The following is a 16,494-nucleotide window of genomic DNA, read 5'->3' as shown; positions in this document are numbered from 1 at the left end:
TATATTCAGAGTACACTTCATCATCGATTCCGCTTCTTGAATTGATACAGGAAAAATTGCAGGGAAAGAATTATGAAAGTAAAAGCCATTCCCGCTTCGATCACGATAAAAGGATAAACTCGGATGTACTTAGCTCCGTAAGCGATCAACGAGGTCCACTCACCTGTCGTCGTCAAATAAATGACATAGGGCACCTCACCCGGCACTAATTTATCTACCATATCCAAAGTTTCTGAACCTCCGATAATAATATTAAAAATAGCCAATTGTCCCATAAGGAAGAGGACGATAATGAATTCACTTATGGCTATATAAAGCAACTCCAGTCTCATGCTTGGAATGATGTGCCTTACGATTATATGAAATGACGAACCACCCATCAGCCGGGATGCATCGACAAAAGGTTTGGAATAGTAGAAACGAGTTCTTTCGGCAATCTGATATGCGAGAGGAAAGATTCCTACGACAGTCACCATGCAGATAAAGATATTCGTAAAAAGCATCACGTTGTGAGGAGCCGCTTTATTCACCTCATTCAAACCAAGTTTGAAGTACATGCCAACCAGCGGTGGATACAAAAACAAGAAGGCAGGCACGGCAGAGATCACCCATTGCATGGCACGCAACATGCCCCTTCCTCTCCCCTTCGTTCCCGACCACATGCCAATCGGCACAGCGAAAATAAATCTGAATACCGTTAATAAACCAGCATATGCCAATGTGTATTTCAATCCGTTCAGCAGCAAGCTCAACATATCGAATCCCCTGTGGTCTGTCCCTAACAGGTAAGTTGTATTCGGACTAAGTGGAGGCGTTTCAAAACTCATTTTGCCGTCATTAATTTTCGTAATCACGTAGACTTTATCTGCGTTCGTAAGACCATGGGGCTTAATTATCCCCCCGAATGCCGCTAATAAAACGATGAAAATCATAATTGCGCAGGCGAAATAAAAAAGTATTGAGGAATTCTTTTTCATTGTCATGCACTCTCCTTTATCTGCACGACAAAGAGTTTGCTGAGTAAAGCATATGTGATATGAAGAATCATTGCCAAAATGCCAAGCACGATGCAAAAGATCGGAGTAGCGCTGATGTTTTGCATTCTGGGACTTACAATGTATCCCCCGAGCCCCAGAATATCGCACATGGCTTCCGCCACCGCCATGCTTGCGAGCGCCAAGGTCGTCGCTTTGGGTAACACCATCAATAGATCCTCCAAGATGTTTCGGATAACGTGTTGAAATAATACCTCCCGTTTGGACAATCCTTTGGCTTGTGCTGTCGTGAAGTAATCTTGCTTCATCTCTCGCTCGATTGCGAGCCGCAGTGTTCCATAAATCAACACGCCGGGAATTAAAGCGATCGCAAGAAAAGGAATCGTAAACGGAATGTTATTGCCGTAATGCGCGACAAGTATGACATTTCTTCCAGTCAAACGAGTTAAATAAATAGACACGAGCTGGATGAGAATGATTAAGAGAAAGTCTGGCAGGCCGCTTAGTAACGCATGGATCGAATCTAACAATCGCCCTATCACCCGCCACATCGAAGCAACTAGGGATAATAAAGTGGACAACAATACTCCAGCAATCAGACCCGGTACTAGATAAATACAAGTACGAACAATTGTTTCCTTTAAAATCTTATTTACCTGAATTTCGTATTTTCCAGTGCGGATCAAGCCTAAATCGCCATGCGCGTAGTTAAGTAAAATGTCCTTGAGGAAAAACAAATAGTAGCGAATCGAAATTTCTGGCTTCTCCAGCTGTACAGCTCTCGGAAGAGAAACGCCGGGAATTAGGACAGCAAGCTTCCCGTATTCGTCGACTCTGCCATAAGGTACGCTGAGAATGCGTTGACTCGCATCGAAGATCGTACTTTCAGGAAGCTGCGAAACAACTTCGTCAATCGTCGATTCAGAGTTAATGTTAATCCGCAACAGATCAGGCGCCTCATAGATGAAGGCTTTGCTAATATTGCTCACCAGAAAGACAGCTGCAATGGTAAAGAGGCTAAGCAATCCCCACTTCATGATGATTCTCAATAGGATCAGACTCCTTTCTAGATGTGAGATAATGACTTAGTCGTTATTTTGATGTTGATATGACAATTGAGGACTTTAATGTGTGACATGGAGGATACAAAAAAAACGCACTGCCGCTTCGGCAATGCGTTTTTGACAATATTAACATTTACTTCCCTTCCAAACACAGCCTAACCAAATCATCCACATGAGCGGTTGCCAAACACTCAACCGTATCTGCAGCCCCATAGTAGATTTTCACTTCGCCAGAATCCTCTAAAATCATGCCCCCTGGAAAAATAACATCGTTCCGGAATCCGCCGTCTGTTTCATAATGAACCTCTGGTGCCAATAACGGTTCTTTGTACAGACCGATTACTTTCTTCGGGTTATCTAAATCCAAAAGCATAATGCCCGCAGTGTAGCGTTTTTTCCACGTTGGCTCCCAACCATTCTTGCCTCGGTTTGCATCGATATCCACGGCATGGATCGTTGTCAGCCATCCCTTGGATGTTCGAATCGGCGGTGCTGCTGGTCCGATTTTATCGTTCGCATATGGAACATGTTCCACGCCTAATAGTAGATCTGTGTCTCCCCAGTATTTGAGATCAGGTGACTGAGATATCCAAATATCGAAGCGATCACTTCCCCCGCGGCTATACACCGGGAACGGTCGTTCTAATCGCACATAATTGCCGTTAACTTTCTCAGGGAATAAGACCATGTTGCGATTGTCCGGAGCTGAAATAGAAAGAATTTCAAACCGATCAAAGTCATCCGTTACAGCAATACCGCCTCGGACGCCATGACGTGTATCTACGGCGAAGCACATATAGACGCGTCCATCCATCACGGTTAATCTAGGATCGTAAACTCGCGTGATTTCCTCATCATAGAGCTTCCAACATGGTCGGGACTGCACTTCCCAATGGATACCGTCTTTGCTGTATGCTAGCCCCAAATCCGTAGTATGCGAAGGTTCCAATGTCTGGTTTTGGACGGATCCGTGATCATTGCGGAACACCATGACATATTGCCCTTGGAACTTCGTTACTCCCGCATTGAATGTAAGCGCGGTTGGATAAGGAACGGAATCTGCCGTTAGAATAGGATTGGCAGGATGTCTGGTAATAACAGAGCTTGACGTTAATGAACCGATGGTTAAAGTCATGAGAGTTCCTCCTTCATTCTTCGTTATCTTTAGGTTACAATAGGTGTGCTCAGGATTCCTATCAATCCTTGAACAAACCTCTCATTTCTTGAATAGGCTGTGATTCTCATGACATTTCCCATGAATAAACACTTATCAGATTATCCAAATATCGGATCGTTCCCGTTTCATTTATCCATAAATCGGGTTGATCAGCATTTTCCCAGTCATCGTCATGACTTTCTGGAATTCTCCTTGGTCGTAGAGGGCAGCGGACACGAAACCGTGAACGGTAAAGCTCATCCCATGAGACCTGGCACCTTTACCCTGCTGCTTCCTTATCAAGTACACGAAATTACCGCGAATCCCGGCAGTCCTTTAATTTTGTTCAATTGTATGTTCGGTATAGAACTGCTTGGCGACCCCGCTGAGCGGTTACTCCTTTCAGATAACAATCCGTTCCTAACACATTATGACCTGACCGATGAACAAATTGAATGGATGACACATAAGCTCCACGGCATGCTTCGCGAATATGAACACTATACCGATGATATTTGGCAACCGATTTTATTAAAAGGAGAGCTCCAAGGCATCTTAGCCTTTCTCCATAGACTTCGTTTGAATCAAGCGCAGCAGCCGAACTTATCCGATCCTCCTCCCAAAACGGCACTACCCTGGGCCATGCTGCGCTACATTTATTCCCGTTATCGGGAGCCGCTTACGTTGGAGCAGATTGGCGCTCATTTTCAATGCCATCCGTCCAGAGTGACGCAAATATTATCTCAGCATCTCGGTATCACTTTCGTCGCGCTCCTTCAAGAAACTCGAATACGGCACGCCTGCAGTTTGTTGTCTAGTACGGAGATGAAAGTAACGGATATAGCTTTTGAAGTCGGTTACGAATCGTTTGCCAGCTTTAGTCGTAATTTTCTTAAACATGTGGGTATTTCTCCAACAACTTATCGCGCAAAAATATAAATGCCAGCTCATTTACAAAAAATTAATATAGTAACTTATTTTAGTGTAGCTGCAACCTTATCATCAACATGTCCGTTATGGATCTTGAAAGGCCAGTAACACAAAAAATAAATGAGGTGAATTGTAATGAAACGTACGATGAAATCGATCACACTATCTGCAGCAACTGCTTTATTATCACTTGCAATTGTGGGTCAAAGTTTTGCAGCTACTACATCATTTACAGACATAGATAAAGTAGCATCCAAGGATAAAATCATTTCCCTGCAACAAAGTGGAATTGTCGATGGGATGACTGCAGACTTATTCGCTCCACAAGAGTCGGTTACAGCGGCTCAATCCGCTAAACTTCTGGTAAAAGCACTAGGGCTTAATTTAGACTTGGTTAATTTCGTGAAAGCTCCCAAAGCCAGCGATTATTTTGACAATGCTTCCAATGATGCTTGGTACTCGCAGACGCTGATCATTGCGGCGGTTAACAATGTCGATCTTCCTAAAGACATCACCCCGAATAAAAAACTAACACGTGAAGAGTTCACACATCTTCTCGTTCGTACCATCGAAGTGCATAAAAATCTTCCGCTGATTAACCCCGTCGTTGTTGATATCAAAGATGCAGATCAAATCAATGTTTCTTATTCAGGCTCAATTCAACGCGCACTAAAATACGGGATCATCAAACTAGATTCAGCGGGTACTTTTAATCCAAAAGCTGAAATTACACGTGCTGACGCTGCGGATGAAGTTTATAATGCCCTTGAATATTTGAAGGCTCATCAAAAATAAACAGTAAACAAAACAGACCCATTCATTACGAACGGGTCTGTTTTTCATTTTTAAAAGCAACCTTACTTCTTCCCTACTCGCTCAACTAACAATGAACTCGCTAGCTCAATTTCGTCTACCGTAGTATATCGCCCTACCGAAAAACGTATTGTCCCAGCGGCTGCTTCAGGAGTCACTTTCATCGCTTTTAATACCGGCGACATGGCACTGCTTCCCGTATGGCAAGCCGAACCCGTCGTAGCAGCGATTTCCGGAATTAGAGCTAAAATCTCCTGCCCAATACGATTCAAAAAACTTACGTTTAACGTATTTGGCAATCGTTTATTGGGGTGTCCATTCCTGAAGACCCCATCTTGAAAAGCAGTTGATAATCGATCCCATAACAGGTTTGTTAATGCCAACATCATTAACTGATCCTTGTGATTATTGGCCAGTTCTGCCGCTTTCCCTAATCCGACAATGTAAGGCACATTCTCAGTGCCTGCTCTACGGCCGGCTTCGTGACTAGCACCGTGATTATGGGGATGGATCTTCGTGCCTTCTCTAATTATTAAAGCGCCTACTCCTTTGGGTGCATATAACTTATGTCCTGCAATGGTGAGCAGATCCGCCTGCAAGTCATCCCATGTTAGTTCAATTTTGCCTACAGATTGTGCCGCATCCGTATGGAGAATGATCCCTCGACTCCTCGTGATTTCAGCAATTTCTTGAATTGGCTGGACGGTTCCCGTCTCATTGTTTGCATGCATGACGGACACAAGAATCGTATCTTCGGTTATGGCTGCAGCAAGATCATTGAGGTCCACAAGCCCCTGCGCATCGACATCTAAATATGTAACCTTAGCTCCGATAGATTCAAGAAAAACACAAGGATTCGTAACAGAAGGATGCTCGACTTTCGTCGTTATGATGTGATTGCCTCGATGCTTATTTGCAAAATAAGCGCCCTTAATGGCATGATTATTGGATTCACTTCCACCACTGGTAAAAACAACTTCCCTTGCTTTACACCCGATCAAGCGTGCTATGCGCTGTCTAGCAAGCTGGATCGCTTCATCAAGCTTTTCAGAAGCCCAATGTGAAGATGATGGATTACCGTAATGTCCATACAGAAATGGCATCATTTCATCCACAACCTCTTGAGCAATCGGTGTACTCGCATTATAGTCGAGATAGATGCGCATCTGTTCCTCCTACGTAAGCTTTAACAGCTTCTACAGCTTCATCTAGGTTCGTAACGTCTATTGTATGTATCTCTTGATCGTACTTGTTCATAGCATGTTCATATCGCGGATCGTAATAATGCTCCAACAGGAGGCTAACGGCCTTCTCAAATTGATCTTCATGAAGTGCGATTTCAATCTCTTTCGCAATTGGCGTGTGAATGCGGTCTTTGATATGGCTATAGGCATGAAGCAATTGTTCTTTATTTTCCCATGGACGGTAATCCGCCATAATATGACGAACACGTTCACCAAGTGGCATTCTTATATAAAAATGGGAACCGGTCTCCTTTTTGTTACAAATAAAGTCAGGGAGTACCGCTTTTCCGATACGCTTGCTTTCTCCCTCAATGATGACATACGGATAATCCTTCCATTTCAGAAGACTTGTAACGAGATGAGCTTCAAACGACTTTTGATTGCTTGCTTGAAGTCCGACATGTCCAAAGATAGATCCACGATGCCCAGCATAAGCTTCCAGGTCCAACACGGGATAACCCTCAGCCTGCAAACGTCTTAGAATTGCTGTTTTGCCTGCGCCCGTATTCCCGGAAATGACACATACACGAGGTTTAAAATCTATTTTCTCCAGCGTATCGACGACCCACCTGCGATAGGAACGGAAACCCCCAGTCAACCGATAGGTACGGATGCCCATTAACGAAAGTACAGTAGCTGATGAATGACTGCGCATGCCGCCGCGCCAACAAAAAACAGCTTTTTGCTCTTTGATCGCGTCAAAAGTCTTAACAAACGCCGGCAGCTTGGCTGAAATAATCTCAAGTCCACGATCTTTAGCCGCTTGTACACTGACTTGTTTGTAAATCGTACCAATTTCAGCTCGTTCGTTATCATCGAAAAATGGGATATTCATACTGCCGGGAATCGTCGCATCCTGAAACTCAGAAGGCGAACGCACATCGATCATGACGATTTCTTTCTTGTCTTGGAGCACTAATAGCTCTTCTATGCTGATGTCTTGAAACAATGATCTCGCTCCTTTACATGACGACGATATGACCTGGATGTTCTTCCGTTGTTTCTCCTATGATACTGGCTTCGACACCAGCAAGCTTCAGTTTACTAAGTAGTTCCTCTGCCTGTTCACCAGCTACAGAGATTAGTAACCCTCCCGATGTAACTGCATCGCATAGGATCCATTGACCAATTTGATCCAACGTATCTGGGAACGCAACTGAATTCTGTACATGGGCAAAGTTATTCTTAGTGCCACCAGGAACAAATCCTTCTTCCGCCAATTCTCTAACTCTCGGCAATAAAGGAACATTGTCAGCCGTGATGCGAATGCCGACCCCACTGCCTTTGGCCATCTCAAGCGAGTGCCCGATCAACCCGAACCCAGTCACATCTGTACAAGCATGTACATCGAATGGCTCCATCGTTTCTGCAGCTGTTTTGTTCAATGTGGCCATAACCTGCGTTACTCGCGCGACTTCCTCCTCATTCAATCGATCTTTCTTAATCGATGTTGTCAAAATACCAACACCAATCGGCTTCGTCAAAATCAATTTATCACCTGGAAGCGCTCCCGCGTTGGTGCGCACTTTTTTCGGATGCACGAGTCCCGTAACGGCAAGTCCGAATTTAGGTTCGTTATCATCAATGGAGTGGCCGCCCACGAGTGTAATGCCGGCTTCCTTCATTTTATCTCCAGCACCGCGTAATATATCAGCTAATACCTCTTTATCCAACGTACGAATCGGAAAAGCTACGATATTTAATGCCGTTAATGGTCTACCTCCCATGGCATAAATGTCACTAATCGCATTCGCGGCAGCTACTTGTCCAAACGAATAGGGATCATCCACAATAGGTGTAAAAAAGTCTACCGTTTGCACGAGTGCAAGATCTTTACTTAGTTGATAAACGCCAGCATCATCGCTTGTGTCGATCCCAACAAGTAGGTTCGGATTTGGCAGAGCCGGCGGTAATTTCTTGATCACTTCCGATAGATCAGCTGGACCAATTTTACAGCCGCAGCCCCCTTTAGTTGAATAGGAGGTTAGTTTAATTTTATCCGTTGTCGTCATAGGCTTCTTCCTTCTTTCAGCAAGGGAATTGGATTGAATCTAAGACTAATAATAACCGATTTTGCGGAGCAATATCTATTTTTTGGGGAATAAAAAACTGCCGATTGATCGGCAGCTTCCTCTATCCTAACATTGCAGCTTGACGCTTGTATTGATCTTCCAGTACTAAGCAGACCATCGCTTCCACCACAGGAACAATTCTCGGACAAATACAAGGATCATGTCGACCTTCTGTACGAATGTCCTGTTCTTCTCCATTCACGTGTAGTGTTTTCTGAGTAACCGAGATGGAAGAAGTCGGTTTCACACTAATTCGGAATATGATTTCTTGACCAGTACTAATCCCGCCTAGAATGCCGCCAGAATGATTACTTAGAAATCCGGATTTGTCCATTTCATCATTATGCTCACTGCCTAGCATCGAAGCTGCTGCGAAACCTGCACCAAATTCAATACCTTTGACAGCGCCGATTGAGAGCATGGCTTTTGCTAATTCTGCATCCAATTTATCGAAAACGGGCTCTCCAAGTCCCGGCATAACACCGCGAATGCGACATTCCACGATGCCTCCGCAACTATCGCCAATTGCGGCTAATTGTTCTATTTTTTCAATCATTTTGTTTGCGGCAATTGGATCACACGCCCGAACGGCATTAAGCTCAATCGCATTTTCATCGAAGGTCTCACATGCGATTCCTCCGACCTCTCTAGTATAGGCTAACACTTTCACGCCTCTTTGCTCTAATAACTTTCTAGCTACTGCTCCGCCAGCCACTCTGCCCGCAGTTTCTCTTCCAGAAGCTCGCCCACTCCCCCGATGATCCCGAATTCCGTATTTCTGCAAATATGTGAAGTCTGCATGGCCAGGTCGAAAAGAGTGCTGAATATCATTGTATGCTTCCGGCTTCATATCCTGATTATAAAGGGTGACAAATAGCGGTGTACCTGTTGTTTTTCCTTCGAAAACGCCAGATAAGATGTGAATCTTATCGTATTCTTTCCGTGGAGAAGTCACCGAGGATTGACCTGGCTTTCTCCTATCCATCTGTTTTTGAATATACGCTTCATCAATCTCAACACCAGGTGTTACACCATCCACGATAACGCCTACGGCTGCTCCGTGTGATTCCCCGAACGTAGTAATCTTGAAAATTTCACCAAAAGTATTTCCTGCCATATGGAATTATGCCTCCTATTTCAGTAATTTATTTCTATCCCTAGCGCAGACAATTGCTCAAAATATCCTGGACACGTTTTGGATACGCAGCCTGGATCGGTAATTCGTATGTTTGCCACTCTTAATCCAATCAAAGACAACGCCATGGCCATCCGATGATCGTCATGTGATTCTACCAAAGCAGGTACCGGTTGCCCCGGATATATCGTTAAACCATCCTGATGCTCCTCTACGTGAATGCCGAGCTTGCCAAGTTCTGTACAAATGGCAGCGATGCGATCGCATTCATGATGTCGAATGTGTGCAGCATCGGTTAGCGTAATCGGTCCATCAGTAAAAGGAGCCAAAGCGGCGAGTGTTAACGTTTGATCTGACCATTTTTTCATACTTAATGTGAATCCGCCTTTGAGATGCTTAGTTCCCTGCACTTCTACAAACGTATCGCCTCGTGTTACGGTACAGCCCATCTGCTCCAAAACATCTAAAATCTCAATGTCTGGCTGACTTGTCGTCCACGCATTTATCCCCTCAATTCGTACAGTTCCTGCTGTCAGCGCAGCTGCAGCCCAGAAGTAACAACATGTCGATACATCAGGCTCAAGTTGGAATGTCTGTGCTTGATATTTCCCGGTAGGAACCAGGATCGATTGACCGTCCTCGGAAACTCGCGGTGTGACACCAAAAGCAGTCATCATATCGATGGTCATTTGCACATAATCCCTTTGTACGATTTCCCCTTCAATTTGAATGGTAAGCGGAGTTTCCGTGTAGGGTGCTGCTAATAAAAGTCCACTGATGAATTGGCTGGATGTTGAACCGGGCAGGCTTACATTTCCCCCTTTTATTCCAGACGCTTGAAGTTTATAGGGCAACCGATGTTCTTCGTCTAAATATTCAAAACCAGCACCAATACTGGAAAGCGCAGACAGCAGCGGCGCTAACGGCCGCTCACTTAATCGTTTGCTTCCTTTTATCGTCCAATCGCCATTTCCTATAGCCAAAGCTGCAGGCAAGAAACGAGCAATCGTACCTGCTGCTCCCATGTAAAGCTCACCAGATGGATGGGGCCAGTTCCCTCCACAACCTTCCACAAAGGCGGTTTCTCCATCAATGGTTACAGACACACCAAGTTTGGTTAGTGCGTCAATGCACCAATAGGAGTCATCACTTTTCAATAAGCCATGGAGTTGAGATTTACCTTCGGCTAAAGATGCGATAATCAACGCGCGGTTCGTCAAGCTTTTGCTCCCAGGTACTCGGATGGTTGCTGCTACGTTGGATTTTGGAGGACTAATCTGTACCTCTTTCGCCTTATTCGTTGACCACGGGGAACGAGCTTCCCAATCAGGCTGCTGCATCGCCATTTGCTCCACCTCTTTTGAATTATTTGTATAATCCAATTATAATGAGAGGATTGAAATAAATGAAATTGGATTTTTAATATAATGCCATAGAGGTGATCTATACCAAATGATGAATCTAGAATGGTATCGCATTTTTTTACATACGGCTAAATGCCAGAATCTAACGAAAGCTGCGCAAGAACTTCATATTACGCAACCTTCCGTAAGCTACGCTATTAAGCAATTAGAAGAAGCTGTCGGACTGAAATTATTTCATCGGCTATCGAAAGGTGTAGAGCTAACAGAAGAAGGACGTACGCTTTTTGACTATGTGGAGCAATCATTTGCCATGCTGGATTCAGGACAGAAGCACCTACAAAATCTTAAACAATTGCATCAAGGTGAGCTTCGAATTGGGGCTAGTGATTCCCTCATTAAACATCTTCTGCTCCCTCAATTGAATGCATATCATCAGAAATATCCAGGAATCCGCATTCGACTTTCACATGGGAAAACGAACGAGATTACGAAACGCTTAAAAGAAGGCGAAATCGACTGCGCTATTGTGCACATGCCGATAGAAAATTCTGACTTTTCCATTCAAACATTAGCGGTGCTGGAGGATTGTTTTGTAGTTGGGAAAGATTACCAAGAAGTAGCAAATCGAACGCTTTCGACGCAAGAACTATCCGAGCTTCCGTTAATCCTATTATCTCCTGGCAGCAGCACCAGAGTGTTCATCGATAAATGGTTTGCCTCTAAAGGATTCGAGGTGCAACCAGATATTGAATTAGGGAATATTGATCTCCTAGCGGAGTTCGCAAGGTTAGGCTATGGAGCTGCCTTCATTAGTCGGTCATTTGTACAGGAAGAGCTTCAATCAGGCACACTTTTTGAGCTTAAAATAGTTGACTCTCTTCCACCGCGAAGTATAGGCTTGGCTGTTCGCAGCGATATGAACTTGTCGGTTGCGGCTGAAGGATTTATGGAGATTCTACAAGCTAAATTATCATAATTGAACGATTTCCCCTTTTCCTGCGTCTTATTTAGATGTACTAATTAATATGGTTAAGGAGTAGTTGAATGAAAAACTTTTTCACATCACGAAAGAACTGGCACACGTTCATTGAACAACTAGAGTCTTATTGGGAAGCAAAAGTGTTGAAATGGAAAAAACGGTTAAACCCTTTGACGAATAAAATTGGACATGGCATTTACTTTTATAAAAACTTGACCTTAAATTTAAATCGGTTGAACAAGGAAATCTTACAAATTGCTGAGGATCATATGAACCTCTCCCTTCTCAAGAAATCCGAGTTCCCTAGCTTCATTTCCGTTGTTGATGGGATTAATGCCTCTACGATGGTTATGAAATTACCAAACCATATCACGAAGCAGATCACGACCATGGTCAGAGCGCTCCCAGGGTTCAAATCATTGCAAGCCATTGCTTGTGAGTATGGGTACAAATGTGAGCTGCATTACAATCAAGGGAAAGCATTTTTTGGTTCATTGCAAATTCACTTTATTAAAATTAACGCATTCCCAGCTGCACACGCATGAAGAAAAGGCTGCCGACATTTAATGTCAGCAGCCTTTTCCTATTCCTCTTGCTTCCTTTACTTGCTTCGATACTGTGTAATCGCTTCGAGTACTGCTGCTAATTCCTGATCTGTTTCCGTTAAATGACTTTCGAGAAGTTCCATTTCCTTATGCTTGAGTGCTTCCTCTAACTTCTCCGCAGCGATCAATAACGGATTGGCACCAATCGTAGCAGCTAACCCCTTCAACGTATGGGAGATCCGAATTGCTATTTCTCGATTCCCTAATCGAACGGACTCCCGAACTTCATCTACGGTATGAGCATGATTAATCTCAAATTTCCCTAAAATCTGAAGATATAACTTGGAATTCCCACCTAAACGACTCATGGCTTCATCAACTTCAAGGACCGCCACGCTTTCGAGCGGGTTACTGATACTAGCAGCTATTGTTTCTTCATGAAGAGGTGACATCTTAATGAACCTACTCAGTTCATTGATTAACTTGAGGGGATTAAACGGTTTGGTAATATAAGAATTCATCCCCGCGGCCAGTACGAGCTCCTCCACACCTTTCATGGCATCCGCGGTCATGGCAATAATGGGCGTATCCATACCATTCTCTAACATTCGAATGGACCCCGTAGCTTTGTAACCGTCCATTCTGGGCATGATCAAATCCATCAATATCGCATCGTATCGCCGATTTTGAACGAGCTGGATCGCTTCCTCGCCATTATTAGCAATGTCCACTAACATGAAAACCTCACTTAGCAATTCTTTCACAACCAGCTGGTTTATTTCATTGTCCTCTACCAATAGAATGGCAGCATTTCGAAAATTAGCATAGTTGTCGCTCGAATCTTGGTCGGTTCCCTTACTTCTCATATGAGATACCGATGACTGAAACATGGAGAATGTCTTCTCGTTCATAGGTGACTGAGTAAGCCGGAATTGAACTGTAAAGGAAAAACAGCTCCCTTCTTGGGGAATGCTTTCGACGTCAATGGAGCCTCCCATTAGCTGGACTAGGTTCTTACTAATAACGAGTCCAAGCCCTGTCCCGCCATACTTACGAGTGATGGACATATCCGCTTGTGTAAATTCATGGAACAAATGCGCCATCTGCTCCATTGTCATGCCGACTCCGGTGTCACGAACATTAAATCGAAGTGTAACCCCTTCCTCCTCTTTAGAAACAACCTCAACGGAGATCGCTATTGTCCCTTTGTCGGTAAATTTCACAGCATTGTTCGCTAAATTGAGCAATACTTGATTAAGCCTGAATGGGTCGCCATTCAGTTGTTGTGGAACGTCCTCGTGCATTGAAATACTCAGTTCCAAACCTTTTTCATACGCCATAAAACCGATCATATCTAAAATGTTTTTAAGTACCTCATTCAAATCAAAGTCGGTATGTTCAATGACAATTTTGTTCGCCTCAATTTTCGAAAAATCGAGGATATCATTAATTAACGTCATTAAGCTTTGTGCCGAGGAGATTGCTTTATCCACATAATTTTTCTGCTGAGGGGATAAATTAGATTGCTGCAACAAATAATTCAGCCCCATAACCGCATTAATCGGTGTACGGATTTCGTGACTCATCATAGCTAGAAACTCACTCTTGGAGTGGCTAGACATTTCTGCAGCTTTTTTGGCTTCAACCAGCTTTGCGTTGTTAATCTCAAGTTCTTGCTCTTTAAATTCAATTAGGTTCTTTGACTTGATAACGCGTATGTATAACTCAACCAACTTGTAATACATTCGATTAAAAGCAACAATCAGCACAACAAGCATAATACTAGCGAAGATGAAACTATTTACGATTGCCATATACCAAGAGGTACTGAATCGACTATCAGCCAGATATAAAGAAAGAAGGATGTCGAGTAAAAAAGCAAAGACAGCAACCGCAAGCCATAAATTCACAACGGTTTTGATCCGTGTCTTGATGATGAGACCCAACAAAGCAGCTAAGATAAGCAGCGTCGCAACCAATCCTGGCCCCAGAGCAAAAAATAGCGTTACACGGTCATTCCTGACTAGGACAGGCAACGCGTTATGAAACATAGTCGTTATACAAGTCATGCAAACTACGCATGTAATAGTCATAAGAACCATTAAAATAGACCACAGTCTTGTCTTTTCTTTACTCATCACCTTGTCTACCTTACTTACAGAAACGAGTACATATACACACATCAGGAAACCAAATCCACCATGCCAAATACAATACATCCAGGGAGCGGTCTGCAGACCTGTACCTAATAGAGCTTCGTCGGAAAATAAATTGGGGAAACTTAATGAATAAGCCGTTGTAGTCAGCGCGGAAAATAAGTAAGCCGAGGAAAGCACAAGAACGGATGGTATCCGGTTAATTCGAAATTGCTGTAAAAAGATATACGAAGTGATGAGTTCAAAACATATACTTGCAAACAGAACAATAGGTAGAAATGAAGGATTTTCAATCAATGTTTTATCAGTGAGAGGTATGGTTACAAAAAAGAGTAAACACATAATTATGACCAGGGAAATTGCATTTTTTCGGTGTGCGGGGATCACTTCATAGGAAATTAGAGTAAGTGGCTTTAAAGCTTCTTGATCTTGCATGGGCATCTTGAGGACTCCTTCATGTTTTTCTCAGCTGCTTTTCGTCATTACTTACATGGAATAACCAATAATGAAGGGCAGAACGAATAATGATATTCGTCTGCCCTCTCTACAATTGAATGAGTAAATAAAATTTCTTTTTTACAACATTTTTCGACAAATATATAATGAAAAAACTATTAAATATTCAATTTTATGGGTCAAAAGAACTATTTTCATTGTAGGAACTATTGTATAATTTGATTGGAATAAAGTAAAACAAATAAATTTATACACTCTGCTTAGTTTTACTTAACAGTTGAGGAGTGAGACGATGAATATAGAACAGATTGGCTATCTTCTAGAAGTAGCTAAGGAAAAATCGATACGAAAAGCTGCGAATAACTTACACATAACTCCCTCAGCCATTAGTCAATCTATTTTATCTATTGAAAAGGAACTAGGAATAACGATTTTCCAACGAACTGGTAAAGGAACATACCCAACCCTAGAAGGGCAAATCGTTCTAGCAAAGTCACTTGAAATGCAAATTACATATAAAGAATTAACCGAAGATATTAAAAAATTAAAAAGTCAAAATGACATCTATATCAAAATAGCTTTCTCTGCTACTTTTGGACATATTATTTATAACGCATTAGTCGCTTTTAAAAGAAAATACCCCGATGTTAAACTCGAGATTCAAGAGAAACTGCATCAAGAAATTTGTGAAGATATCAAAGATCAGGTTATTGATCTCGCATTTATCGGGGAAAACAGTGAACTAAAACATCAGTTAAATGATCATATAGTCATTGAACGGTTGTACCGAAGTCATGTTTGCGTATGTGTTGGTAAAGATTCTCGGTTTCGATTCAGGGATTCCTTATCCTCTAGTGATTTAGCAAACGAAAAAATTGCCGTGCTCGACTCAATCTCAAATAAAGAAATGGTCAAAAAAACAAATCTTGCCGATAACCCCGTTTTTATCTCTTCAAATAATAGCACCTTAGTGAGAGAGTCTATTAAGGGAGGTCATGCCTTTTGCATTATGGATGATTTCACTCTTTCAAGCCATCCCGATATTACAAGCGGCAAGCTGATCCTTATTCCGTTTAAAGACCCCGATTATATCTATCGCGATTTGTGGGCGGTTCATAGTAATGCGAATGAAATTACCAACACAGCTAAAGAATTTTCGAAATTTGTAAAAGCGCAATTTACATAAGATGCCGCGCATCGCATACACAAAAGGATCTCCAACATTTGGAGATCCTTTTCAATATCTACTCCGTTGAGTACCGAATGAAAGCCAATAATGCTAATATCCCTGCTGCAATGGAGATTACATATAAAGACGTAAGCCTTACCCACTTCGTACCTGTTTTTTGAAAATAGGACTGATCCCCTTCTCGATTTTTACGAGAAAAACCGATTATAAATGTCGATAACAGACCAAATAATAAAATGATTGAGAATATCACGAAATATATGGAAGTATTCATAAAAAATCAACCACCCATCTTTGTCTAGTCAAATCGTTTCCATTGCGGAAACATTTGTTATAACCGTATTTTCAATTGCACGTAGTTCCGTTCAAACGTTATGCTACTCTTATAGATGAAAC

14 protein-coding genes are annotated in these 16,494 nt (G+C 42.6%); 5 read left to right on the top strand and 9 right to left on the bottom strand.

The features are described 5' to 3' along the window. Window positions 1-20: 20 nt before the first annotated feature. The 3 genes from AC58UX_RS20015 to AC58UX_RS20005 all read right to left on the bottom strand — a co-directional run bounded on the left by AC58UX_RS20015 (window position 21) and on the right by AC58UX_RS20005 (window position 3,194). Window positions 21-977: an ABC transporter permease subunit gene (locus tag AC58UX_RS20015; RefSeq protein WP_497255862.1), complete on the bottom strand. Its 957-nt coding sequence runs from the start codon at window positions 975-977 to the stop codon at window positions 21-23. Window positions 978-979: 2 nt separating this feature from the next. Continuing rightward, a complete protein-coding gene (locus AC58UX_RS20010; RefSeq protein WP_497255860.1) occupies window positions 980-2,044 on the bottom strand; it encodes an ABC transporter permease subunit in 1,065 nt (354 codons plus the stop codon). Window positions 2,045-2,192: 148 nt separating this feature from the next. Further along, on the bottom strand, window positions 2,193-3,194 hold the full coding sequence (locus AC58UX_RS20005; RefSeq protein ID WP_497255858.1) for a glycoside hydrolase family 130 protein: 1,002 nt from the start codon (window positions 3,192-3,194) through the stop codon (window positions 2,193-2,195). 120 nt (window positions 3,195-3,314) lie between these two features. Between AC58UX_RS20005 and AC58UX_RS20000 the strand changes: the two genes are divergently transcribed. Continuing rightward, the gene (locus AC58UX_RS20000) at window positions 3,315-4,154 is read left to right on the top strand and encodes an AraC family transcriptional regulator (protein WP_497255856.1); all 840 of its coding nucleotides are present in this window, start codon (window positions 3,315-3,317) and stop codon (window positions 4,152-4,154) included. 126 nt (window positions 4,155-4,280) lie between these two features. After that, window positions 4,281-4,940 (top strand): S-layer homology domain-containing protein, encoded by a 660-nt coding sequence (locus AC58UX_RS19995; protein WP_497255854.1) that lies wholly within the window; start codon window positions 4,281-4,283, stop codon window positions 4,938-4,940. A gap of 62 nt (window positions 4,941-5,002) precedes the next feature. Here the strand turns inward: AC58UX_RS19995 and AC58UX_RS19990 are convergent, their stop codons facing one another. The 5 genes from AC58UX_RS19990 to aroA form a co-directional block, all read right to left on the bottom strand. Continuing rightward, window positions 5,003-6,124, bottom strand: a complete 1,122-nt coding sequence (locus AC58UX_RS19990; protein ID WP_497255852.1) for a cysteine desulfurase family protein — start codon at window positions 6,122-6,124, stop codon at window positions 5,003-5,005. Then, a complete protein-coding gene (gene mnmH / locus AC58UX_RS19985) occupies window positions 6,102-7,151 on the bottom strand; it encodes a tRNA 2-selenouridine(34) synthase MnmH (protein ID WP_497255850.1) in 1,050 nt (349 codons plus the stop codon). Before mnmH ends, AC58UX_RS19990 begins: the two co-directional genes overlap by 23 nt. 13 nt (window positions 7,152-7,164) lie before the next feature. Then, window positions 7,165-8,214: a selenide, water dikinase SelD gene (gene selD / locus AC58UX_RS19980; RefSeq protein ID WP_497255848.1), complete on the bottom strand. Its 1,050-nt coding sequence runs from the start codon at window positions 8,212-8,214 to the stop codon at window positions 7,165-7,167. 121 nt (window positions 8,215-8,335) lie between these two features. Further along, window positions 8,336-9,391, bottom strand: a complete 1,056-nt coding sequence (gene aroC, locus AC58UX_RS19975; RefSeq protein ID WP_497255846.1) for a chorismate synthase — start codon at window positions 9,389-9,391, stop codon at window positions 8,336-8,338. Between the two features lie 20 nt (window positions 9,392-9,411). Next, complete coding sequence (aroA, locus tag AC58UX_RS19970) at window positions 9,412-10,755, bottom strand: 3-phosphoshikimate 1-carboxyvinyltransferase (RefSeq protein ID WP_497255844.1); 1,344 nt, start codon at window positions 10,753-10,755, stop codon at window positions 9,412-9,414. Window positions 10,756-10,861: 106 nt separating this feature from the next. Between aroA and AC58UX_RS19965 the strand changes: the two genes are divergently transcribed. Together AC58UX_RS19965 and AC58UX_RS19960 are read left to right on the top strand one after the other, a co-directional pair. Further along, window positions 10,862-11,749: a LysR family transcriptional regulator gene (locus AC58UX_RS19965; RefSeq protein ID WP_497255842.1), complete on the top strand. Its 888-nt coding sequence runs from the start codon at window positions 10,862-10,864 to the stop codon at window positions 11,747-11,749. Between the two features lie 68 nt (window positions 11,750-11,817). Next, window positions 11,818-12,297: a hypothetical protein gene (locus tag AC58UX_RS19960; RefSeq protein WP_497255840.1), complete on the top strand. Its 480-nt coding sequence runs from the start codon at window positions 11,818-11,820 to the stop codon at window positions 12,295-12,297. 56 nt (window positions 12,298-12,353) lie between these two features. On the opposite strand, the gene AC58UX_RS19955 is transcribed toward AC58UX_RS19960, so the two are convergent. Beyond that, on the bottom strand, window positions 12,354-14,795 hold the full coding sequence (locus tag AC58UX_RS19955) for an MASE4 domain-containing protein (RefSeq protein ID WP_497255962.1): 2,442 nt from the start codon (window positions 14,793-14,795) through the stop codon (window positions 12,354-12,356). 406 nt (window positions 14,796-15,201) lie between these two features. Between AC58UX_RS19955 and AC58UX_RS19950 the strand changes: the two genes are divergently transcribed. Beyond that, window positions 15,202-16,095, top strand: a complete 894-nt coding sequence (locus tag AC58UX_RS19950) for a LysR family transcriptional regulator (RefSeq protein ID WP_497255838.1) — start codon at window positions 15,202-15,204, stop codon at window positions 16,093-16,095. The last annotated feature ends 399 nt before the right edge of the window (window positions 16,096-16,494 follow it).

It is taken from the genome of Paenibacillus sp. J22P90 (assembly GCF_059692195.1).
This window is presented reverse-complemented; position numbering and strand designations above follow the sequence as displayed.

Coding starts and splice junctions, on each gene's coding strand:
- AC58UX_RS20015 (WP_497255862.1), bottom strand. CDS start 977: ATGAAAAAGAATTCCTCAATACTTTTTTATTTCGCCTGCGCAATTATG.
- AC58UX_RS20005 (WP_497255858.1), bottom strand. CDS start 3,194: ATGACTTTAACCATCGGTTCATTAACGTCAAGCTCTGTTATTACCAGA.
- AC58UX_RS20000 (WP_497255856.1), top strand. CDS start 3,315: ATGAATAAACACTTATCAGATTATCCAAATATCGGATCGTTCCCGTTT.
- AC58UX_RS19995 (WP_497255854.1), top strand. CDS start 4,281: ATGAAACGTACGATGAAATCGATCACACTATCTGCAGCAACTGCTTTA.
- AC58UX_RS19990 (WP_497255852.1), bottom strand. CDS start 6,124: ATGCGCATCTATCTCGACTATAATGCGAGTACACCGATTGCTCAAGAG.
- selD (WP_497255848.1), bottom strand. CDS start 8,214: ATGACGACAACGGATAAAATTAAACTAACCTCCTATTCAACTAAAGGG.
- aroC (WP_497255846.1), bottom strand. CDS start 9,391: ATGGCAGGAAATACTTTTGGTGAAATTTTCAAGATTACTACGTTCGGG.
- aroA (WP_497255844.1), bottom strand. CDS start 10,755: ATGGCGATGCAGCAGCCTGATTGGGAAGCTCGTTCCCCGTGGTCAACG.
- AC58UX_RS19965 (WP_497255842.1), top strand. CDS start 10,862: ATGATGAATCTAGAATGGTATCGCATTTTTTTACATACGGCTAAATGC.
- AC58UX_RS19960 (WP_497255840.1), top strand. CDS start 11,818: ATGAAAAACTTTTTCACATCACGAAAGAACTGGCACACGTTCATTGAA.
- AC58UX_RS19955 (WP_497255962.1), bottom strand. CDS start 14,795: ATGTGTTTACTCTTTTTTGTAACCATACCTCTCACTGATAAAACATTG.
- AC58UX_RS19950 (WP_497255838.1), top strand. CDS start 15,202: ATGAATATAGAACAGATTGGCTATCTTCTAGAAGTAGCTAAGGAAAAA.